The sequence below is a fragment of the Serratia sp. LACPHL-BACT-2024-00286 genome (genome assembly GCF_043109535.1).
GTDB classification, from domain to species: Bacteria; Pseudomonadota; Gammaproteobacteria; order Enterobacterales; family Enterobacteriaceae; genus Serratia; species Serratia sarumanii.
Genome location: NZ_JBICNA010000003.1, coordinates 336,082 through 356,516, shown reverse-complemented (window position 1 = coordinate 356,516; position 20,435 = coordinate 336,082). Strand labels below are relative to the sequence as shown.

Annotated in this window: 19 protein-coding genes; 12 read left to right on the top strand and 7 right to left on the bottom strand. The window is 60.7% G+C overall.

Annotated elements, in window-relative coordinates:
* Window positions 1–166 precede the first annotated feature (166 nt).
* Window positions 167–1,108: a LysR family transcriptional regulator gene (locus ACF8MC_RS11415; protein ID WP_033635481.1), complete on the top strand. Its 942-nt coding sequence runs from the start codon at window positions 167–169 to the stop codon at window positions 1,106–1,108.
* Between the two features lie 85 nt (window positions 1,109–1,193).
* Here the strand turns inward: ACF8MC_RS11415 and ACF8MC_RS11410 are convergent, their stop codons facing one another.
* Complete coding sequence (locus ACF8MC_RS11410) at window positions 1,194–2,693, bottom strand: glycosyl hydrolase family 18 protein (RefSeq protein ID WP_033655002.1); 1,500 nt, start codon at window positions 2,691–2,693, stop codon at window positions 1,194–1,196.
* Window positions 2,694–2,985: 292 nt separating this feature from the next.
* Here ACF8MC_RS11410 and ACF8MC_RS11405 point away from each other — a divergent pair, with 292 nt between their 5' ends.
* The 4 genes from ACF8MC_RS11405 to maeB all read left to right on the top strand — a co-directional run bounded on the left by ACF8MC_RS11405 (window position 2,986) and on the right by maeB (window position 6,726).
* Window positions 2,986–3,312, top strand: coding sequence for a phage holin, lambda family (locus ACF8MC_RS11405; protein WP_004936551.1), 327 nt, complete (start codon window positions 2,986–2,988; stop codon window positions 3,310–3,312).
* Window positions 3,302–3,703 (top strand): M15 family metallopeptidase, encoded by a 402-nt coding sequence (locus ACF8MC_RS11400; RefSeq protein WP_033635478.1) that lies wholly within the window; start codon window positions 3,302–3,304, stop codon window positions 3,701–3,703. Before ACF8MC_RS11405 ends, ACF8MC_RS11400 begins: the two co-directional genes overlap by 11 nt.
* Complete coding sequence (locus ACF8MC_RS11395; RefSeq protein WP_033635477.1) at window positions 3,700–4,080, top strand: DUF2570 family protein; 381 nt, start codon at window positions 3,700–3,702, stop codon at window positions 4,078–4,080. Before ACF8MC_RS11400 ends, ACF8MC_RS11395 begins: the two co-directional genes overlap by 4 nt.
* Before the next feature lie 366 nt (window positions 4,081–4,446).
* Window positions 4,447–6,726 carry an NADP-dependent oxaloacetate-decarboxylating malate dehydrogenase gene (maeB, locus tag ACF8MC_RS11390; protein ID WP_033635475.1) on the top strand — a complete coding sequence of 760 codons (2,280 nt, stop codon included), beginning with the start codon at window positions 4,447–4,449 and terminating at the stop codon, window positions 6,724–6,726.
* A 50-nt stretch (window positions 6,727–6,776) separates the two neighbouring features.
* On the opposite strand, the gene mmuM is transcribed toward maeB, so the two are convergent.
* Both mmuM and mmuP read right to left on the bottom strand, forming a co-directional pair.
* On the bottom strand, window positions 6,777–7,715 hold the full coding sequence (gene mmuM, locus ACF8MC_RS11385) for a homocysteine S-methyltransferase (RefSeq protein WP_060422072.1): 939 nt from the start codon (window positions 7,713–7,715) through the stop codon (window positions 6,777–6,779).
* Entirely contained in the window at window positions 7,705–9,114 is a 1,410-nt protein-coding gene (gene mmuP, locus ACF8MC_RS11380; protein ID WP_060427452.1) for an S-methylmethionine permease, read from the bottom strand. The genes mmuM and mmuP overlap by 11 nt, the downstream gene beginning before the upstream one ends.
* A 177-nt stretch (window positions 9,115–9,291) precedes the next feature.
* On the opposite strand from mmuP, the gene ACF8MC_RS11375 reads away from it, so the two are divergent.
* From ACF8MC_RS11375 to ACF8MC_RS11360, 4 genes are all read left to right on the top strand, one after another.
* Window positions 9,292–10,131: a ChaN family lipoprotein gene (locus tag ACF8MC_RS11375; protein ID WP_041038076.1), complete on the top strand. Its 840-nt coding sequence runs from the start codon at window positions 9,292–9,294 to the stop codon at window positions 10,129–10,131.
* Window positions 10,132–10,233: 102 nt separating this feature from the next.
* Window positions 10,234–11,037: a TonB family protein gene (locus tag ACF8MC_RS11370; protein WP_103772943.1), complete on the top strand. Its 804-nt coding sequence runs from the start codon at window positions 10,234–10,236 to the stop codon at window positions 11,035–11,037.
* A 54-nt stretch (window positions 11,038–11,091) separates the two neighbouring features.
* Entirely contained in the window at window positions 11,092–13,218 is a 2,127-nt protein-coding gene (locus ACF8MC_RS11365) for a S9 family peptidase (protein ID WP_164105179.1), read from the top strand.
* 121 nt (window positions 13,219–13,339) lie between these two features.
* On the top strand, window positions 13,340–15,601 hold the full coding sequence (locus ACF8MC_RS11360) for a TonB-dependent receptor domain-containing protein (RefSeq protein WP_047571064.1): 2,262 nt from the start codon (window positions 13,340–13,342) through the stop codon (window positions 15,599–15,601).
* Between the two features lie 30 nt (window positions 15,602–15,631).
* Here the strand turns inward: ACF8MC_RS11360 and ACF8MC_RS11355 are convergent, their stop codons facing one another.
* The 3 genes from ACF8MC_RS11355 to amiA form a co-directional block, all read right to left on the bottom strand.
* Entirely contained in the window at window positions 15,632–16,087 is a 456-nt protein-coding gene (locus ACF8MC_RS11355; RefSeq protein ID WP_041038074.1) for a YaiI/YqxD family protein, read from the bottom strand.
* The gene (hemF, locus tag ACF8MC_RS11350) at window positions 16,087–17,007 is read right to left on the bottom strand and encodes an oxygen-dependent coproporphyrinogen oxidase (RefSeq protein WP_047571066.1); all 921 of its coding nucleotides are present in this window, start codon (window positions 17,005–17,007) and stop codon (window positions 16,087–16,089) included. Before hemF ends, ACF8MC_RS11355 begins: the two co-directional genes overlap by 1 nt.
* Window positions 17,008–17,072: 65 nt before the next feature.
* Window positions 17,073–17,954: an N-acetylmuramoyl-L-alanine amidase AmiA gene (gene amiA / locus ACF8MC_RS11345; RefSeq protein ID WP_033654993.1), complete on the bottom strand. Its 882-nt coding sequence runs from the start codon at window positions 17,952–17,954 to the stop codon at window positions 17,073–17,075.
* Window positions 17,955–18,158: 204 nt separating this feature from the next.
* Between amiA and ACF8MC_RS11340 the strand changes: the two genes are divergently transcribed.
* Window positions 18,159–18,584, top strand: coding sequence for a GNAT family acetyltransferase (locus ACF8MC_RS11340; RefSeq protein ID WP_004936504.1), 426 nt, complete (start codon window positions 18,159–18,161; stop codon window positions 18,582–18,584).
* Between the two features lie 42 nt (window positions 18,585–18,626).
* Here the strand turns inward: ACF8MC_RS11340 and ACF8MC_RS11335 are convergent, their stop codons facing one another.
* Window positions 18,627–19,025, bottom strand: a complete 399-nt coding sequence (locus ACF8MC_RS11335) for a YgiW/YdeI family stress tolerance OB fold protein (RefSeq protein WP_016926776.1) — start codon at window positions 19,023–19,025, stop codon at window positions 18,627–18,629.
* Window positions 19,026–19,203: 178 nt separating this feature from the next.
* On the opposite strand from ACF8MC_RS11335, the gene ACF8MC_RS11330 reads away from it, so the two are divergent.
* Window positions 19,204–19,668: a DUF2919 domain-containing protein gene (locus ACF8MC_RS11330; RefSeq protein ID WP_033649848.1), complete on the top strand. Its 465-nt coding sequence runs from the start codon at window positions 19,204–19,206 to the stop codon at window positions 19,666–19,668.
* A 156-nt stretch (window positions 19,669–19,824) separates the two neighbouring features.
* The gene (locus ACF8MC_RS11325; RefSeq protein ID WP_033635465.1) at window positions 19,825–20,412 is read left to right on the top strand and encodes an RpoE-regulated lipoprotein; all 588 of its coding nucleotides are present in this window, start codon (window positions 19,825–19,827) and stop codon (window positions 20,410–20,412) included.
* Window positions 20,413–20,435 lie beyond the last annotated feature (23 nt).

The window sequence follows — 20,435 nt, the reverse complement described above, 5'->3', positions numbered from 1 at the left end:
AATTTTATATCAGGTCGTGATGAATAGTATTTAAGATAGCGCTCTCATTTATGAAGTATATTGCTTGTTGCCTTGAGTATCCTTGTTCGATTTGATCGATTTTTGTGCGCCACCACCTTGGGAATTTAGTGTCATTTTTCTTGTTTTATTTTAAAGAGGAATTTGTATGACTAGATTATCCCTGGACGCGATTAAAATAATCAGCACCATTAAGAGCACCGGCTCTTTCTCTATGGCGGCGGAGGCGCTGCATAAAACGCCTTCGGCAATCTCTTATCGGGTTTCCAATATTGAAAGCAAACTCTGCGTGAAACTTTTTCATCGCAATGGCCCCATGATTACCCTGACGGATGAAGGGGAATTTCTCCTGCAGGAGGGCAGCTGGATATTAAATGCGGTGCAGGATCTGGAAAGCCGGGTAAGAAACATCCCCAAGCTGGACAATAATATCCGCCTGGCGGTGGACACCTTCTTCCCGTTGGAAACCCTGACACAGGATATCCGCGACTATATTCAGCATTGCCCGAACGCCAATATCTCGGTGCAGCGGGAAGCGCTGAACGGCACCTGGGATGCGCTGAAGAACAACCGGGCGGATCTGATCATCGCCATCGGCCAAATCCCCGACAGCGTACAGGCCAAAACCCTGATGCTTGGCAAGCTCAACTTTGTGCTGTGCGTGTCGCCCTCGCATCCGTTCGCGGCGCAGAAAAAGCCGGTGTGCAAGAAGCAGCGCTTGAACGACATCGTGGTTGCGATCGCCGACAGCAGCCATGAACTGCCCAAACGCAATCACGGCACGTTGCCTTTGCAGCGCCAACTGGTGGTGTGCGACGTGGAAAGCAACCTGGCGCTGCTCAAACGCGGCATCGGCCACGCTTTTCTGCCGCCGTCGCTGATCGAAAAGGAACTGGCCAGCGGCGAACTGGTGACGGTGCCGGTGGAGATGCAAAAGGGCGACGAAATGATTTGGCTGGCGTGGCATCCGGCCAGCAAGGGCGCCGGGTTTAACTGGTGGCATGAGCGGCTGACGCGCAAAAGCGATGTTTACAGCCTGATGGGCCGCGAAGTGGTGCGGGATGGCGGCTATCCTTGGTGCCACAACTGAAGGAATAGAGACGAAGGGACGCGAAAATCAAACGGTTAACTCAATGAAAACCCCGCAGCGCTCGGCTACGGGGTTTTTTTATGGTTTACGCTACGCGGCCCACCTTCAGCCAGGCGCTGTCGGAACCGGGCGCCGAGGTGATGTAACCCCATTTGGTCTGCCAGACGTAACCCTGATAGGACACCAGCGCGCCCTGCGCGTAAGTGGTGCCCGGCACGTAGGCCGGCGCGGTCATGATCGGCAGGTTGCCGGGGCCGACGCCGGTGTAACGCAGGCCGGTGCCCATATCCAGCTGGCTGTCGTCGTAGTCCGCGGCGTTGAAATAGCGATCCAGCGCGGCCAGCAGATCGCCGTTGCGGTTGTCTTGCCCCAGATGCCAGAACATCACGCCGCCCAGCTGCTGCTGCTTGATGTACTTCGCTTTGTATTTGAAGCTTTCGGCATCGTCATAGGTGACGAACAGCCCGTTCTGCGCATGATACAGGTAAGGGGTTTTGGTCTTGTCGTTCCACAACCGCTGATAGCCGTAGTTGCCCTGCAGCATCTGCTCCAGCTGGCGATAGGAGGCGATGCGCGGATCCTTGTCGCGCACGCACTCTTCGCAGCCCACCAGCCAGTAATCGGTGCCCGGATACGGATCTTCGCCCGGCGTGCTGTGGCTGCTGTACTGGCCGCCGTTGCTGCCGCTGACGCCCTTGAAGGCGCGGCCGTAGAAGGGGACGCCCATCACGATCTTGGCGCTTGGCACGCCTTCCATCATCAGGTGTTGCTGCACCGCGGCGTCGACCGTCAGGCTGAACGGGCTGGGGAAGGCGCGGGTCAGCTCTTCCCAGCTCCAGCCCAGATTGGCTTCGCGCAGCGCGTTGTAGAAGGTCGGCCCGGCCGCGTCGCCGAACAGCGCCGCCTGGTGGTTGGTGATCTTCTCCCAGGGGCCGGCCAGATCGTAGGTCATCAGGTTGATGTAATCGAGCGGCGCGACGATCTGCGCCAGCTTGCTGTAATAGCGCGACAGGAAGAAGGCGCCGCCGGCGCCGGCGATAGTCAACTGATACGGCAGCGCCTGGCGGCCGTCGGCGACGGTTTGCTGATTCAGCAGGGTGCGGATCTCTTGCAGCGCGGCGATGAAACCGTCCACTTCTGATGCTTGCGGGTACTCCCAGTCGATATCCACGCCGTCGAAGCCGTAATCCTTCATGATGCGCACGCAGGATTGGGCAAACTTGGTGCGCGAGGCCGGGGTTTTCACCGCGTTGACGTAGTTGGCGTGCGACACGCCCAGATCGTTGGAGTAGTACCAACCGCCGATGGAGAACATGATGCGCAGGCTGGGATTGTGCGCCTTGAGCGCGGTCAGGCGGTTGACCACATCGCGCGCCTTGGCATCGTTGGTGGCCGGATCCCAGGCGCATTCCAGGTTGCTGTTGATATCCAGGAACGAGAAGTTGATGTGCGTCAGCTGTTTGGCTTTGGCCGGCGTGATGTTGGAAACCGGGAACGGCACGACGGACGTATCGGACTCGGTGTAATTATTGATTTGGTTGGTCGGAATAAAATAATACCCAATAACGGCTTTGCGTGTGGACATGGTATTTCTCCAGAGTGGATGTTTTTAAAATGGGACATATTTCCCGCAGCCATTAATGTTTATTTTTCGTGAAAACGAAAGTCGAAATAAATCACGATAACAATGAAATTTTATTCATTGCCGTCAACATTGGCGCTTATGCGTTGTGCCAGCGCTCAGCATGAATGAATTCGACCATAGGGCCTGTATTTATTCATTTGCTTTGTAATAGCATCCTTAACTAGATTCTGATTATCCGATGTCCCACCGGCCGTGATTGGCATTTAATTAAAAATAAAAAAGGAGATGAGCTATGTCCAGCATAGAGCCTGACGCTGTTGGCTTAATAGTCCAGCGAGTATGTGAATATCTTCAGCCGGTATTAAACGCCATTTTGGCCGGCGTCATGGCGCTATTGCACGGCGCTTACCGCAACGTGGGCATTCGGCGCCGTTTATTGAATGCGGCGATGTGCGCGTTATTGGCCTGGACGGTGCGCGATGCGCTGGCGCTGATGGGCCTGGAATTAAAGTGGGCGAATTTGGCCAGCGTACTGATTGGCTTTATGGGGGCAGATTACATCAACGCCTTAATTAAAAAGTTCATCGGCAAAAAGACGGGGTTTAAAAATGTTAAATGACATCGAAGAGATTCGTTTTACCGCCCGCAGCGAAGAGAACCTGCGCGGCGTGCACCCGGATCTGGTGCGCGTTATTCGTCTGGCGCTGCGTTATTCGCTGGTGCCGTTTTCCGTCAGCGAGGGGCTGCGCAGCATGGCGCGCCAACGGGAAATGGTGCGCGCCGGCAGCAGCCAAACGCTGCGCAGCCGCCATCTGACCGGCCACGCGGTGGACGTGGTGGCGATGCCGGCGGGTGTGGTCTCCTGGGAGTGGGATTACTACGCGCAGATTGCGGTGGCGGTGCGGCGCGCGGCGCGTGAATGCGGGGTCAACGTCGAATGGGGCGGCGAGTGGAAAACCCTCAAGGATGGCCCGCACTTCCAGTTGGCGTTCCGGGACTATCCGGCATGAGCGGCTGGTTGCAAAAACTGATGCAGGGCGGGTTGCTGCTGCTGTTGCTGGCGGCCATCTGCCTCGGCGGCTACAGCTCGCTGCTGTCGCACCAGTTGGCGTCCGCGCGCCAACAGGCGGCGGAGCTACAGAAAAGCCTGGCGCAGCAGGCCGGGCTGATCGCCACCCTGCAGACCCAGGATGCGCAAAACCGCGCGCTGATGGCGGCGCAGCAGCGGCAGGAACGGCAGCTGCGCCAACAACACGAGGCTTATCAGAGGAAATACCGTGAAGCGATTAAAAACGATCCCTGCGCCGCTCAGCCTCTGCCTGGCGCTGTGCTTGAGCTCCTGCGCCCGGCCGCCGGCGCCGCAGGCCGTGCCGCTGTTGCCCCCTGAATCGGTGTTCGCGCCCTGTGAGCAACCGCGGCTTCAAGGGGGGACCTGGGGCGATGCGGTAAGCTATACCCTGGCGTTACAAACCTCGTTACACATTTGCGCCGGCCAGGTGGAGACGCTCAACGCCTGGCGCGCCACGCTGCCGCCACGCTGACGGCGGCGCTTCTTCGACTCGTCTCGCGATCCTTTTTTTACTTTTAAAACGGTCTTTCGGCCAAGGTTATGGCGCGCTTCAAAGTTTGTGATGTTTCTCTCACTATACTTCAAGGCTGCGCCCTGTCATTGTACTTGGGCGCCACGGCCCACGGCAGGGCGCAGCCTCAAAGCCTTACCTCAACATAAAAGCAAAAAACAAAGGAATCCATAATGGACGAACAGCTCAAACAGAGTGCCCTTGATTTCCATCAGTTTCCTGTCCCAGGGAAGATCCAGGTTTCCCCCACCAAACCGTTGGCGACCCAGCGCGATCTGGCGTTGGCCTATTCGCCGGGCGTCGCCGCGCCTTGCCTCGAGATCGCCGAAGATCCGCTGGCGGCCTACAAATACACCGCGCGCGGCAATCTGGTGGCGGTGATTTCCAACGGCACGGCGGTACTGGGTCTGGGCAATATCGGCGCGTTGGCCGGTAAGCCGGTGATGGAAGGCAAGGGCGTTTTGTTCAAGAAGTTTTCCGGTATCGATGTGTTTGATATCGAAGTGGATGAGCATAACCCTGACAAATTAATCGACATTATCGCCGCGCTGGAACCGACCTTCGGCGGCATCAACCTGGAAGACATTAAGGCGCCGGAGTGTTTCTATATCGAACAGAAACTGCGCGAGCGCATGAAGATCCCGGTGTTCCACGACGACCAGCACGGCACGGCGATCATTACCACTGCGGCGGTGCTCAACGGCCTGCGCGTGGTGAAGAAGAATATCTCCGACGTACGCCTGGTGGTGTCCGGCGCCGGCGCGGCCTCCATCGCCTGCCTGAACCTGCTGGTGGCGCTGGGGCTGCGGCAACAGAACATCACCGTTTGCGACTCCAAGGGCGTCATCTATAAAGGCCGCGACGCCAATATGGAGCAGACCAAAGCCGCCTACGCCATCGAGGATAACGGCCAGCGCACGCTGGGCGACGCCATCCCGAACGCCGACATCTTCCTCGGCTGCTCCGGCCCGGGCGTCTTGACGCAGGATATGGTGAAAACCATGGCGCGCGATCCGCTGATCATGGCGCTGGCCAACCCGGAACCGGAAATTCTGCCGCCGCTGGCCAAAGCGGTGCGCCCGGACGCCATCATCTGTACCGGCCGTTCCGATTACCCGAACCAGGTGAACAACGTCCTGTGCTTCCCGTTCATCTTCCGCGGCGCGCTGGACGTGGGCGCGACCACCATCAACGAAGAGATGAAGCTGGCCTGCGTGCACGCCATCGCCGATCTGGCGCTGGCGGAGCAGAGCGACGTGGTGGCTTCCGCCTATGACGATCAGGATCTCTCCTTCGGGCCGGAATACATCATCCCGAAACCGTTCGATCCGCGCCTGATCGTCAAGATCGCGCCGGCGGTAGCCAAGGCGGCGATGGACTCCGGCGTGGCGACGCGCCCGATCGAAGACTTCGACGCTTACGTCGAGAAGCTGGCGGAGTTCGTCTACAAAACCAACCTGTTCATGAAGCCGATCTTCTCGCAGGCGCGCAAAGAGGTGAAGCGGGTGGTGCTGGCGGAAGGCGAGGAAGAGCGCGTGCTGCACGCCACGCAGGAACTGGTGTCACAGGGGCTGGCCTTCCCGATCCTGGTCGGCCGCCCGAGCGTGATCGAGATGCGTCTGAAAAAGCTGGGTCTGCAGCTGACGCCGGGCAAGGATTTCGAAGTGGTAAACAACGAGTCGGATCCGCGCTTTAACGAATACTGGGGCGAGTACTACCAGATCATGAAACGCCGCGGCGTCTCGCAGGAACAGGCGCGCCGCGCGGTGATCGGCAACCCGACGCTGATCGCCGCCATCATGCTGCACCGCGGCGAAGCGGACGCGATGATCTGCGGCACCATCGGCAGCTACCACGAGCATTACGACGTGGTGAAGAACGTGTTCGGCTTCCGTGAAGGCGCGCACGTCGCCGGCGCGATGAACGCGCTGCTGCTGCCGAGCGGCAACACCTTTATCGCCGACACCTACGTCAACGACGATCCGACCCCGGAACAGCTGGCGGAGATCACCCTGATGGCGGCGGAAACCGTGCGCCGCTTCGGCATCGAGCCGAAGGTGGCGCTGCTGTCTCACTCCAGCTTCGGCTCTTCCGACTGCCCGGCGGCGCGCAAGATGCGCAAAACGCTGGAGCTGGTGAACGAGCTGGCGCCAGAGCTGGAGATCGACGGCGAAATGCACGGCGACGCCGCGCTGGTGGAAAGCATCCGTCACGATCTGATGCCGGACAGCCCGCTGAAAGGCTCGGCCAACCTGCTGATCATGCCGAACATGGAAGCGGCGCGCATCAGCTACAACCTGCTGCGCGTCTCCTGCTCGGAAGGGGTGACCGTCGGGCCGGTGCTGATGGGGGTCGCCAAGCCGGTACACATCCTGACGCCGATCGCCTCGGTGCGCCGCATCGTCAACATGGTGGCGCTGGCGGTGGTGGAAGCCCAGACCCAGCCGCTGTAAGCCCGGGTTGAGTGACTGGCCCCCTGCGCCGTTGGCGCCGGGGGCTTTTTTTATGCCTTGCAGCGTGCAGCGATGGCGCGGATATCCTGCGGGGTGGTGCGGCAACAGCCGCCGATCAATTGTGCGCCGAGCGCGCGCCACTCCGTCGCCTGATCGGCCAGGCTGCCGTGCTCGCCGCCGCAGGCGTGCCAGGTTTTGCTCACCGCATCGTAGTGCTCGCCGGAGTTCGGGTAAACCAGCAGCGGCTTGTCGGCCAGCGCGTTCAGTTGACGCAGCGCCGGGGCGACCTTGTCCAGCGCGATGCAGTTGATGCCGATGGCCAACACCTGCGGGTTGCCGCGCAGCGCGGACAGGACCTCCGTCAGCGGCGTACCGTCGCTGAGATGTTGACTGCCGCGCAGGGTAAAGGCGAACCAGGCGCCGAGCGTCGGGAATTCCTGCAGCAGCGTCAGCAGCGCCTGCAGTTCGGCGAACGACGGCAGCGTTTCGCAGGCCAGCAGATCGACGCCGGCGGCCGCCAGGGCGGCGATGCGCGGGCGGTGGAAGGCCATCATGTCATCCTGCGCCAGCCGGTAATCGCCGCGGTATTCCGAGCCGTCGGCCAGATAGGCGCCGTACGGGCCCACCGAACCGGCGATCAGCAGCGGTGCCGCCTGCGGGTGCGCGGCCAGATAATCGCGGCGCGCCCGCTGCGCCAGTTGCACGCTTTTGGCGATCAGCGCCAGCGATTGCTCCTGATCCAGGTCGCGGCGCAAGAAGCCCTGCGGCGTGGCCTGATAGCTGGCGGTGATGGCGCATTGGGCGCCGGCGTTGAAATAATCGAGATGCACCTGATAGATAAGCTCGGGATTTTCAATCAGCACCTTGGCCGACCACAGCGGATCGGTCAGATCGCAGCCGCGCGCTTCCAGCTCGGTGGCCAGCGCGCCGTCCAGGATCAGCGTAGGATGTTCGGCCAGCAGGCGGGCGACGGGGTTGTTAACCGACATGTTGTTCTCCCAAAGCGGTTTTTTGCCCGGCGCGCCGGGTCAGGAAATAGGTGAGGTAGCACAGGGCGACGAACGGCAGCCCACAGTAGAGCGCAATGCGCTGCTCCGGATCGAACGCCAGCCCGATGCAGGCCAGCAGGCACAGCGCAAAGCCGAGGAGCGGCGTCAATGGGTAGCCGGGCGCGCGGTATTTCAGGCCGCTTATCGGCTGGCCGCTGCGCAGGTAGGCGCGGCGGAAAGCATAGTGGGCCGCGCAGATGCTCAGCCACACCGCCACCACCGCAAAACCGGAGATCGCCGACAGGGCGACAAACACCGTGTCCGGCGCGATCACGCTGGTCAGCAGCGCCAGCACGCCGCCGAGCATGCTGAAGGTCAGGGCGTTGATCGGAATGCCGCGCGTATTGACGCGCGCAAAGTAGGCCGGCAGGGTGCGCTGGTGGGCTAGCGACCACAGCATGCGCCCCGAGGCGTACAGGCCGGAGTTGGCCGCCGACAGGATGGCGGTCAGGATCACGAAGTTGAAGATATCGGCGGCGTAAGGCACGCCGATGCGTTCAAACACCAGCACGAACGGGCTTTTGACGATCCCCGCCTGATCCATCGGGATCAACGCCGCCAGCACGAAGACCGTGCCGATAAAGAACAGCATCAGGCGGATCACCGTAGTGCGGATCGCCAGCGGCACGACTTTTTCCGGGTTCTCGGTTTCGCCGGCGGCGATGCCGATCAGTTCCGTGCCGGAGAAGGCGAAGTTCACCGCCACCATGGTCATCAGGATCGGCAGCGTGCCGTGCGGCAGCCAGCCGGAAGCGGTCAGGTTATGCAGGAACGGCGCCGGGGTACCGTCTTTCATCGGCAGCAGGCCGAACATGGCGGCGCCGCCCAGAATGATAAACGCCAGAATGGTCACCACTTTGATCAGCGAAAACCAGAATTCGCTTTCGGCGAAAAAGCGGGTGGTCACCACGTTAAGCAGGAAAATGGCCACGCAGAAGATCAAACACCACAGCCACACTGGCGACTGCGGGAACCAGTACTGCATGCAGAATCCGGCGGCGGTCAGGCTGGAGCCGAGCGCCACCGTCCAGGTGAGCCAATACAGCCAGGCGACGGTATAGCCGGTGGCCGGCCCCAAATAGCGCGAAGCATAGACGTGAAAAGCGCCGGTTTCCGGCATCGCCACCGACAGCTCGCCCAGGCACAGCATCACCAGATACACCACCAGCGCGCCGATCAGGTAGGCCAGCAGCGTGCCGAGCGCCCCGGTGGTGGAGATGATGTAGCCGGTGTTGAAAAACAGCCCGGTGCCGATCACGCCGCCCAGCGACAGCATCACCAGGTGCCGGGCCTTCATGCTGCGTTTGAACTGTCCTGCGGCGGGTGCCGATGGTTGCATAATAATCTATCCGTATAGACGTCTAAATATCTGAATGGCTATTGGTTATACCCGCAATGCTTTTTCAACGCAATGCACAGCCGGCGATCGCCGCGTAAAAAAATCGTTAAACCGGATCTATATGCAAATGATAATTATTATCTATAATGTCGCCATTTTCGATAATGGGGCAACATGATGAGATACCTGATTTTATTGGCGGCGTTGGCGCTCGGCGCCTGCAGCCAGGCGCCGGTGAAGGCGCCGGCCAACGACGTTGCGAGTTTGGGGAGCATCACCGATCTGCACAGCGGCGCGACCCTGACGCCGGAGCAGCTGTTGACGCGATTGGCGCAGCAGCCGCGGGTGATCCTGGGTGAGAAACATGACAATCCTTACCACCATCAGATTGAGCAATGGCTGGTGCAGCAGCTGCCGCAGCGGCGGCCGCAGGGCAGCGTGCTGATGGAGATGATCAACCCGAACCAACAGGCGCAGGTCGACAAGGTCAAGCAGTGGTTGCAGAGCGATCCGACGGTGCGCGACGGCCGCGTAGCGGAGCTGATCGCCTGGCAGCCGGGCTGGAAGTGGGAGCTGTATGGCGGAGTGACGATGGCGGCGATGCGCGCGCCTTATCCGCTGTGGTCGGCCAACCTGGATCGCAGCGAGATTACGGCGTTCTATCAGCAGCCGCAATTCCCGGCGGGGCAGCTATCGGCGCAGCCGGCGGTGCGCAAGGCGCTGGAAGAGACCATCCGCACTTCGCACGGCGGCAAGATTGAGGCCGACCAGTTGCGTGCGATGCTGGCGATCCAGCAGCAGCGCGACCGGCGCATGGCTGAGCGCCTGCTGGCGGCGCCCACGCCCGCGCTGTTGATCGCCGGTGGCTATCACGCCGCCAAATCGGTGGGGGTGCCGCTGCACGTGCGGGATCTGCAACCGGCGGCGGCGCTGACGGTGCTGATGCTGGCGGAGCCGGGCGTACAGGTCGATGCGAACACCGCAGACTACCTGTGGATCACACCATCAGTGAAATGAATACGTTAAGAGAGTGAAAAGGGGTGTTAATTATAGTTGCAAATGATTATCATTAGTAAATGTGATCTGCAATCATTCGCAATTAAGCAAGCTAATGCCCCTATGTTAAGTCAGTCATACTCCCTCCCGGCCTTTGAACTGCCGCAGCCGCGCTGGGCGCGCGGCCTGCTGCTCGCTCTGGCGGCGCACGCGGCGTTGGTGCTGCTGTTTTACTGGCCGCAGACGGCGCTGGAGCCGGTGGTGTTGCCACCGCCGGCGGTGATGATGAACTGGGCGGCGCAGATTGAAGCGCCGGAAAGCAAGCCGCTGCCGCTGGGCGTGCAGCAGGCGGAATCCGCTGCGGCGCAGCCGGCGGAGCAGCAGCAACAGCCGGATCTGCCCAAGCTGGCGCGCGCCGAGAAAGCGAAAATCGTGACGGCGGAGAAGAAGCGCGCCGAACGCCGCCCCCCGCAAAAAACGCAGCCGCAGCCTAAGCCGCAGGAACAGGCCAAAGAGACGCGCAACGCCGCCGCGTCCAGCGCCGCCGCGCCGCAGGCGCAGACGCTCTCTCACCAGACCGCCGCACCGATCAACAGCGACGCCAACAGCAACGCGCAGGCAATACTGTCGTGGGAGAGCCTGGTGAAAGGCAAACTGAACCGCATCAAGGATTACCCTTTGGATGCCCGCAGCCGCCGGCGCAGCGGCATGCCGCAGGTCAGTTTCAGCGTCGACGCGCAGGGGCGGGTCTCGAACGTTACGCTGCTGGTGCGCTCCGGCACTGCGTCGCTGGATCGGGAAGCGGTAGCGGTGGTGTCGCGCGCTCAGCCGTTGCCGCCGCCGCCGCCGGAGATGCTGCAGCAGGGGGCCGTCAGGGTGACGATGCCGATCGATTTCAATCTGGCGGAGCTGAATGCCCGCCGTTAATGCCCGCAGGCGCCGTATCGCCGTCGTCCGCCTTTTCAAACTTCGTGAGGGATTATGAATCCGCTGTTATCCACCCCGCGCCGTCGCATCGCGGCCGCGCTCTGGCTTTCTTTAGGCGTCGCCGGCGCCGCGCTGGCGCAACCGCAGCCGCCGTTGGCGGAACGCGCGCCGAAAGCGCTGACCGCCCACGGCGAGACGCGCACCGACGATTACTACTGGCTGCGCGACGACAGCCGAAAAGAGCAGAAGGTGCTGGACTACCTGAAGGCGGAGAACCGCTACACCGAGCAGATGATGGCGCCGTACCAGAAGCTGCGCGCCACGCTGTATCAGGAGATGCTGGGCCGCATGAACCCTGACGATCGTTCGGTGCCGTATCAGCTCAACGGCTATCGCTATCAGGAAAGCTACACCGCCGGTAAAGATTTCGCGCGGTATCAGCGCCAGGCGCTGACCGCCGACGCGCCGTGGCAAACCTTGCTGGACGCCAATCAGCGCGCGGCCGGCCACGCCTACTATCGCTTGGGGGCGATGGACGTCAGCCAGGACAACCGCCGGCTGGCGGTGGCCGAAGATCTGCAGGGCCGCCGCCAATACCGCATCTCCCTGCGCGAGATAGGCAGCGAACGCTGGTCGCCGGAAACGCTGGAAAACACCTCCGGCAACATGGTGTGGGCCAACGACAACCAAACCCTGTTCTACGTGCGCAACCACCCGCAAACGCTGTTGCCATACCAGGTTTATCGCCATCAGTACGGTACGCCGACGGCGGAAGATAAGCTGGTGTACCAGGAAAACGATCCGGCGTTCTACCTCAGCCTCGGGCGCTCGTCCTCGCGCGATTACCTGATTCTGACCATCAGCGGCAACACCACCTCCGAAGTGCGCCTGATCGACGCCAACCAGCCGCAGCGCGAGCCGCAGCTGTTCGCCGCCCGGCAGAACGGCCGCGAGTACTATCTCGATCACTACCGCGGCGAGTTCTATCTGCGTTCCAACCATCAGGATCCGAACTTTGGCCTGTACCGCACGGCGGCGGCGGGCAAGCCTTGGCAGACGCTGATCGCGCCGCAGGCGCAGCACGAGGTGGAGAGCTTCAGCCTGTTCCGCGACTGGCTGGTGGTGCAGGAGCGCGCCAACGGGCTGGTGCAGCTGCGGCAAATCAGCTGGGACGGCAAAACCGAGCGCGCCATCCCGTTCGACGACGCCAGCTACATGGCCTGGCTGGGCTATAACCCCGAGCCGGACAGCGATCGGTTGCGCTACGGCTATTCGGCGATGACCACGCCGACCCGCACCTATGAGTGGGATCTGAACAAGGGCGAGCGCACCCTGCTGAAGCAGCAGGAGGTGAAAGGCGTCGATCCGAGCCTGTATCACAGCGAGCGCATCTGGGTAACGGCGCGCGACGGCGTGAAGGTGCCGGTCTCGCTGGTGTACCGCACATCGCTGTTCAAAAACGGGCATAACCCGCTGCTGGTGTACGGCTACGGTGCTTACGGCATGAGCATGGATCCGGCGTTCAGCGCCAACCGCATCAGCCTGCTGGATCGCGGCTTCGTCTATACGCTGATCCACGTGCGCGGCGGCGGGGAGCTGGGGCAGAGCTGGTACAAGCAGGGCAAGCTGACGCACAAACCGAACAGCTTCAACGACTTCATCGACGCCACCCAGGCGCTGATCAAAGACGGCTACGGCCAGCCGGGGCGCATCTACGCCATGGGCGGCAGCGCCGGCGGCTTGCTGATGGGTGCGGTGATCAATCAGGCGCCGCAGCTGTACAACGCGGTGGTGGCGCAGGTGCCGTTCGTCGACGTGGTGACCACCATGCTGGACGACAGCATTCCGCTCACCACCGGGGAGTACGAGGAGTGGGGCAACCCGCACCAGCCGGCCGCCTATGCGCTGATGAAGTCCTACAGCCCGTACGACAACGTGCGCAAGCAGCGTTACCCGAACCTGCTGGTTACCAGCGGCTTGTACGACTCGCAGGTGCAGTATTGGGAGCCGGCCAAATGGGTGGCGAAGCTGCGGCGCTTCAAGCAGGGCGATTCGCTGCTGCTGCTCTCCACCGACATGACCGCCGGCCACGGCGGCAAATCGGGCCGCCTGGCGCGGCTGGAAAACGGCGCGCTGGAGTACGCCTTTATTTTGGCGGCGGATCGGCAGGCGCAGAAATAACCTTCAGCGCCGCGGCACGCTGCGGCGCAATAAAACAATAACAATCTTTTACCGCGCTTTCGGCGGGCTTTTTGCTGGGCATTGTCGGCCATCAAACCTTATTGGCTATTTCTGGGGATATATGAAAATCAAAATGATAGCGAGCCTGATCGGCGCGGGACTGGCGCTGTACGGGCCGGCTGCGGCCGCGCAGGAACAGGCGGAAAATAATAAAGGCAGCGTGGCGTTCAGCCCGCTCAACGTCTCGGCCGCCGACAGCGGCAACAGCAGCGAAAAAGACGCGTTGGCGAGGCCAGGCGCGTTCAGCTCGCGCGACGAAAACAAAAATCTGGAGTCGGTGGACAGCATTCTGCGCAGCATGCCGGGCACCTATACCCAGATCGATCCCAGTCAGGGGGCCGTCAGCGTCAATATCCGCGGCCTGAGCGGCTTTGGCCGGGTCAACACCATGGTCGATGGCATTACCCAGAACTATTACGGTACTTCCACGTCTGGTGTGATGTCACACGGTTCGACCAATAACCAGGCGGGGGTCTTGATAGATCCCAATTTTATCGTCGGAGTGGACGTGGCGCGCGGTGAGAACAGTGGCGGCAGCGGCGTAAATGCGTTGGCAGGCAGTGCTAACTTCCGCACAATCGGTGTCGATGATGTGATCTTTTCCGGCAATCCTTTCGGCGTGAGAACCAAATTCTCGGTCGGTAGCAACGGCATTGGCCGCAGCGGCATGATCGCCGTCGCCGGTAAGGGGCAGGCGTTTACCGATACCGGCAGCATTGGCGCGATGGCCGCGGTCAGTGGGAGCTCCATTTACTCGAACTTCAACAATGGCGATGGTATCAGCAGCGAAGATTTTGGGTACGATGAATTTATGAAGCAAAATCCCAAGTCACAGCTGTTCAAACTGGATATCAAACCAAACGAGTTCAATAGCATTGAGTTTTCCGCCAGGAACTACCAAAACCGCTTTTCTCGGCGCGATATCGATAGCCATGACCTTTATCTCAAATATCACTATGCGCCGTTTTCGGAGCTGGTGGATTTAAACCTCACCGTCAGCACCAGTAAAGGCAATCAGAAATACGACGGCGGATCGCTGTTCACCTTCTTTAATACCAACGCAGAAAACCGCTCCGATGCGCTGGATATCAACAACACCAGCCGATTCAGTCTATTGAATACCGATGTTGCCTTCAGCTATGGCGGCAAGCTCATGCGCAACCAATACCGCAAGCATGTTGAATCGGCTATAGAGAATTCGCAGACGGCGCAGGAGGCAATAGAAAATAACACCTTCGCGCCATCGGGCGAGCAGCGAATCGGCAGTTTATATACCGGCCTGCAGCTTAACCGGGATATCTATCAGCTCGATCTCAACCTGAACTACACCAGCAACAAGCTGACCGGCTATAAGCCTGAATGCGATTATCGCGTGGAGTGCTTCCCGCAAGGGGCCGCGAGCATCAATTTGAAAGAGCAAGGGTTCAATCCTTCGGTAATGCTATCGGCGCAGGTGACGCCGTGGTTGCAGCCATTCGTCAGCTACAGCAAGTCGATGCGTGCGCCGAACATTCAAGAAGTGTTCTATTCCAACTCGGGTGGCGCATCGATGAACCCGTTCCTCAAAGGTGAACGAGCGGAAACCTGGCAGGCCGGCTTCAACGCCAACGGGCACGATCTGCTGGTTAAGGAAGACTCTTTACGCCTCAAGGTCGTGGGCTATACCAGTAAAGTGCGCAATTACATCTTCAGTGAATCTTACATGGTGTGCCGCAATGGACGGAAATGCAGCTATCGCGAAAATCTGGAAAACGATTGGGCCGATGCGAGCGAAGATTACTCGGACAATATGTATATCTACGTCAACTCTCTGACGCCGGTGCGTATGCATGGTGTTGAGGTTGAAGCCAACTATGATGCCGGCCGAGCCTTCGCGCGCGTCTCTTTCAGCAAGCAGCACACCGAGCAGCCGACCTCCATCGCCAGCACCTATTTCGGCGCCGGGGATATCAATGAACTGCCGGACATGTACTTTACGTTGGATACCGGGGTGCGTTTTCTTGATGAATCGCTAACCGTCGGCAGCATCGTGAAATATACGGGCAAGACGCGTCGCCTGTCGCCGGATTATGAGCAGAGTGAATCGACCGGTGAAATCCTCAAGCAGGAAATGCCGAATATTCCTACCGTTATCGACCTGTACAGCACTTATCAGATCAACCGCAACGTCATGCTGAAATTCAGCGTGCAAAACGTGATGAACAAGAGCTATTCCGAGGCGTTGAACAAACTGAATATGTTGCCGATCCAGGGGGATGACGCGACGGCCGCCAACACCGCCCGTGGGCGCACCTATATCTTCGGTGGGGAGGTGCGCTTCTAAACCGCAGCAGAGCAGGGCGCAGTTCATTCATCACTGCGCCCGCTTTGCTTGCAGCAGCCATTTGTCCAGCTCGTTGGCGAACTGCTGGCGGTCGCGCTGGTTCAGGGCGTTCGGGCCGCCGGTCTGGATGCCGCTGGCGCGCAGGGTATCCATAAAATCGCGCATGTTGAGGCGCTCGCGGATGGTGTCCGGCGTGTAGCGTTCGCCGCGCGGGTTCAGCGCCACCGCGCCTTTCTCTATCACCTCCGCCGCCAGCGGAATGTCGGCGGTGATCACCAGATCGCCCGCTGCGCAGCGGCGCACGATCTCGTTGTCGGCCACGTCGAAGCCGGCCGCCACCTGCAGCGAACGGATGTACTTCGACGGCGGCGTGCGCAGCGGCTGGTTCGCCACCAGCGTTACGGTGATGGCGGTACGATCGGCGGCGCGGAACAGCACCTCTTTGATCACGTTCGGACAGGCGTCTGCATCGACCCAAATCTGCATCATTTCGGCTCCTGCAGCCAGTCGCGCACCGGCAGAAAATCGCGCGCCAGCGCCGCTTCCGGGCTATCGGCGTCCGGCTGGTAGTTATATTCCCAACGCACCAACGGCGGCATCGACATCAGAATGGACTCGGTGCGCCCGCCGGTTTGCAGCCCGAACAGCGTGCCGCGATCCCATACCAGGTTGAACTCCACGTAGCGGCCGCGGCGATACAGCTGGAACTGGCGCTCGCGCTCGCCCCAGGTCAAGGCCTTGCGTTTTTCCACGATCGGCAGATAGGCGTCGAGGAAGCCCTGGCCCACCGCGCGGGTGAAGGCGAAGCAGTGGTCGAAGTCCGGGGTGTTCAGATCGTCATAGAACAGGCCGCCGATGCCGCGCGCTTCGTTGCGGTGCTTGATGAAGAAGTAATCGTCGCACCACTGTTTGTATTTGGGGTAGACCTCGTCGCCGAACGGCGCGCACAGCTCGGCCGCGGTGCGGTGCCAATGCACGGCATCCTCTGCGAAACCGTAGAACGGCGTCAGATCAAAGCCGCCGCCGAACCACCACACCGGCGCCTCGCCCGGCTTTTCGGCGATGAAGAAGCGCACGTTGGCGTGGCTGGTGGGCACGTAGGGGCTGAGCGGATGGATAACCAATGAGACGCCCATCGCCTGGAAGCTGCGCCCGGCCAGCTCAGGACGGTGCGCGGTCGCCGAGGCCGGCAGGGTGGCGCCGGAGACGTGCGAGAAGTTGACCCCTGCCTGTTCGAACACCGCGCCGTTGGTCAACACGCGGCTGCGGCCACCGCCGCCTTCTTCACGCGTCCATTGGTCTTCGGTGAACGCGGCGCCGCCGTCGGCCTGGGCGAGCTGCGCGCAGATGTGATCCTGCAGCGCCAGCAGGAAGGATTTTACTTCAGCGATGTTAGGTAAACTCATGCGGGGTCTTTATAGCGTCTGGCTGAACAAGGCGCTGAGTATACTCTTATTCGCCGCCCGCGGCATCAGCGGGGTTTGCGTTGGTGGGCGTCGAAATAGTCGAAGAAGTTAACGATGCCGTCCGCGATGGCGCGGGCAATCTTCTCGCGAAACGCGGTGGTGCCCAGCAGCCGCTCTTCGTTCGGGTTGGTGATGAACGAGGTTTCCACCAGCACCGAGGGAATGGACGGCGATTTCAACACCGCAAACGCCGCCTGTTCGGTGCTGTCGCTGTGCAGGTGGTGTACTGGGCGGATCTGGCCGAGCACGTGGCGGCCGAGCGTCAGGCTGTTGTTGATGGTGTCGGTTTGCACCAGATCGAACAGCACCTGCTGCAGGTAGTTGTCCTGATCCTTGTACTTGCCGCCCGCCACGTCGTCGGCGGCGTTTTCACGGTTGGACAGGTAGCGCGCCATGGCGCTGCTGGCGCCGCGGTTGGACAGGGCGAACACCGAAGCGCCGGAGGCCGACGGGCTGGTAAAGCCGTCGGCGTGAATCGAAATGAACAGGTCGGCCTGATGCTGGTGGGCGATCTCCACCCGCTGGAACAGCGGAATGAACTCGTCTTCTTCGCGCGTCAGGCGCGCCTCGACGTGATCGCGCTCATGCAGGAAACGGCGCACGTGGTTGGCGATTTCCAGCACGATGTGTTTTTCCTGCGAGCCTTCGTGGCCGACCGCGCCGGAGTCGATGCCGCCGTGGCCGGGATCGATCATCACCAGCTTCTTGGCTCCGGCCGGTTTCGCCGCCGGCTTGCTGTGCTGATTGCGCAGCAGGCCTTCCGCCCTGGCGCGTTGGCTTTTCACGCCGAGCAGCGCCACCGCCAGGCCGGAAAGCAAAAGTTGGCGTCGCGTCGGGGAAACGGCAAGCGGTTTAAAATTGAGGAAGGGTTTACCCTGCTTTTTCATTACGCAACGCTCCGTCGACGTTTCTATTTTGCGACGTTATATCGTATTGATAATCATTAATCGACCCGATAACTATTTCCATTTATTACGCCTGTTACCGGCGATTTCTGGGCAAATAGCGCGGTAAATCGCAGTTTGATATTGCGTAAGTGAATAATCACGCGATAATCAGATAAACACCTTAATTAACAGCGGCCAACATCGATGGAAATTCGCGTATTTCGACAAGACGACTTTGAAGAAGTCATTACCCTGTGGGAGCGCTGCGATCTGCTGCGGCCCTGGAACGATCCGGAAATGGACATCGAGCGCAAGCTGAACCACGATCCGGAGCTGTTCCTGGTGGCGGAAGTCGGCGGCGAAGTGGTCGGTTCGGTGATGGGCGGCTATGACGGCCACCGCGGCTCGGCATATTACCTCGGGGTGCATCCCGACTATCGCGGGCGCGGCATCGCCAATGCGTTGATCAACCGTCTGGAGAAGAAGTTGATCGCCCGTGGCTGCCCGAAAATCCAGATTATGGTGCGCGAAGACAACGACACGGTGGTCGAGATGTACGAGAAGCTCGGCTACGAGATCCAGGGCATCACCAGCCTGGGCAAGCGGTTGATCGAAGATCAGGAATATTGAGCGGGCGGCGGGCGACGGCGTTGCACCGCCCGCCGCAGTGCATTACGGCAGCTTTTTGACGGTTTTCACGTCCACTTCGACGCTGCTCCAGTCTTTATCCACTTTGCCTTCCAACTGCACCTTGTCTTTCGGCGTAACGGTTTGGCCGTTCCAGCGCTTGCGATCGATTTCGACCGTCAGCGTGCCGGTGGCATCGCGGAAGGTATAGGTGTCGTCGCCGATGCGCTGCTCGATATTGCCCTGCAGCATCACCCAGGTGTCGTCGCTCAGCGATTTCACCTTGTCCACGGTGGTCAGCGCCGCGCTGGGGCCGGAGAAACCGCCTTGTGCGGTGGTTTGCGTTTGAGCCTGCGGCGCGGCCGGATCGAGGAACCCGCCTTGCTGTGCCAGTACCGGTGCGCTGCACAGCGCGATCAGAGCGGCCAGAGTCAGTTTTTTCATGTTGCGCTTCCTTATCATCGTTATCGAAAATCACATCCCGCTGATATCGGGCTGCTTGTTAAGTGCTAACGATTAAAACACACCGATCTTAAGAGCTTCTTAAGCCGACGCATTGAAATTCTCGCCGCCGGCGCCCATCTGTAGCCATAGTCTTTATTCTGTTGGCAAGGAACGATCGTTGAAGCCATTCTCACCCCGGTTTTCCCCGGACGATTACGACCAGCACGGCGCGCTGCGGCTGCCGCTGGGATTTTGGGCCGTGTTGATTTTGCAGGCGCGCACCTGGCTGCTGTTCGTGATGGCCGGCGCTTCGCGCGAGCAGGGTGAAAGCTTGCTGGCGCTATTTTATCCGGATACCCAACGTTTTTGGTACGGCATGCTGCTCGGCCTGCCAGCGGCGCTGGCGTTTTTGCTGAGCGGCCGCCGCCACCAATGGCCGCGGCTGTGGCGCGGCTGGCGCTGGGGGCTGGCTGTCTCCCTGCTGGCGTCGCTCGGCGGCTCGCTGTTCAGCCTGTGGCACCAGGACGGCGATGCGCCGGGGCTGGAGCTGGCGTTGGCGCTGCTCGATGCGCTGGCGCTAAGCTATCTGTTGCTGAATGCGCGCCTGAAAGCCTGCTTTGCGCCGGCGGAGCACGCCGACTAATTGCCGAGAAGTGCGGCACTTTTCGCATTTTCCGCACTCCAAGCTGGCAACCGTTGGCGTAGTGCGAGCCGTTGTGAGAGGCTGGCACGCAGCAAAATGCCGAGTGCGGCGGGGGCGGGTTACCGCCCCGTGCCATTGATGTTTAAGGAGCTAGAGATGAATATTCGCCCCCTGCTGTTAGGGCTTCCGCTGTTACTGACCGGCTGTTCGAGCATGTCCAATTTTTCCTGGTCCAGCCTGTCGCCGTTCAACTGGTTCGGCAGCAGCCTGGAGGTCGGCGCCAAGGGCGTCGGCAAGCTCAACGCCGGCACGCCGATGTCGGAAAGCGCCATCAACGATGGGCTGGACGGCAACTACCGCCTGCGCGGCGGCATGGCGACCAGCAACGGCCAGATCGTCTCTTATTACCAGGCGCTGTCCGGCGACGAGGTGAAGCTGGTGATCACCGGCGAACCGAAAGGGCGCCTGCAGCGGGTAGACGTGCTGGATCCGCAAGTGGCGACGGAGTGGGGCAACAAGCTCGGCACGCCGTTCGGCGACATGTACAGCAAGGCGTTCGGTTCCTGTAAACCGGGCAGCGGCGAAGACGCCGGTAAAGTGGAGTGCGTGGCGGAGCAGAGCAAGTACGTCACCTACATCTTCAGCGGCAAGTGGGCCGGGGCGCAGGATATCATCCCGCCGGACGACACTCTGAAAAGCTGGACGGTCAGCAAAATCATCTGGCACGCCAAGCCGCAGCAGTAACGCGTTCAACGGGCGTCGGTTCG

Excerpts from the sequence above, each read along its gene's own strand:
- mmuM (WP_060422072.1), bottom strand. The coding sequence starts at position 7,715 with ATGTCGGTTAACAACCCCGTCGCCCGCCTGCTGGCCGAACATCCTACG.
- ACF8MC_RS11340 (WP_004936504.1), top strand. The coding sequence starts at position 18,159 with ATGGAAATTCGCGTATTTCGACAAGACGACTTTGAAGAAGTCATTACC.
- ACF8MC_RS11335 (WP_016926776.1), bottom strand. The coding sequence starts at position 19,025 with ATGAAAAAACTGACTCTGGCCGCTCTGATCGCGCTGTGCAGCGCACCG.
- hemF (WP_047571066.1), bottom strand. The coding sequence starts at position 17,007 with ATGAGTTTACCTAACATCGCTGAAGTAAAATCCTTCCTGCTGGCGCTG.
- ACF8MC_RS11355 (WP_041038074.1), bottom strand. The coding sequence starts at position 16,087 with ATGCAGATTTGGGTCGATGCAGACGCCTGTCCGAACGTGATCAAAGAG.
- ACF8MC_RS11370 (WP_103772943.1), top strand. The coding sequence starts at position 10,234 with ATGTTAAGTCAGTCATACTCCCTCCCGGCCTTTGAACTGCCGCAGCCG.
- ACF8MC_RS11325 (WP_033635465.1), top strand. The coding sequence starts at position 19,825 with ATGAATATTCGCCCCCTGCTGTTAGGGCTTCCGCTGTTACTGACCGGC.
- ACF8MC_RS11375 (WP_041038076.1), top strand. The coding sequence starts at position 9,292 with ATGAGATACCTGATTTTATTGGCGGCGTTGGCGCTCGGCGCCTGCAGC.
- ACF8MC_RS11415 (WP_033635481.1), top strand. The coding sequence starts at position 167 with ATGACTAGATTATCCCTGGACGCGATTAAAATAATCAGCACCATTAAG.
- ACF8MC_RS11405 (WP_004936551.1), top strand. The coding sequence starts at position 2,986 with ATGTCCAGCATAGAGCCTGACGCTGTTGGCTTAATAGTCCAGCGAGTA.
- ACF8MC_RS11400 (WP_033635478.1), top strand. The coding sequence starts at position 3,302 with ATGTTAAATGACATCGAAGAGATTCGTTTTACCGCCCGCAGCGAAGAG.
- ACF8MC_RS11360 (WP_047571064.1), top strand. The coding sequence starts at position 13,340 with ATGAAAATCAAAATGATAGCGAGCCTGATCGGCGCGGGACTGGCGCTG.
- ACF8MC_RS11395 (WP_033635477.1), top strand. The coding sequence starts at position 3,700 with ATGAGCGGCTGGTTGCAAAAACTGATGCAGGGCGGGTTGCTGCTGCTG.
- ACF8MC_RS11410 (WP_033655002.1), bottom strand. The coding sequence starts at position 2,693 with ATGTCCACACGCAAAGCCGTTATTGGGTATTATTTTATTCCGACCAAC.
- amiA (WP_033654993.1), bottom strand. The coding sequence starts at position 17,954 with ATGAAAAAGCAGGGTAAACCCTTCCTCAATTTTAAACCGCTTGCCGTT.
- ACF8MC_RS11365 (WP_164105179.1), top strand. The coding sequence starts at position 11,092 with ATGAATCCGCTGTTATCCACCCCGCGCCGTCGCATCGCGGCCGCGCTC.
- maeB (WP_033635475.1), top strand. The coding sequence starts at position 4,447 with ATGGACGAACAGCTCAAACAGAGTGCCCTTGATTTCCATCAGTTTCCT.
- mmuP (WP_060427452.1), bottom strand. The coding sequence starts at position 9,114 with ATGCAACCATCGGCACCCGCCGCAGGACAGTTCAAACGCAGCATGAAG.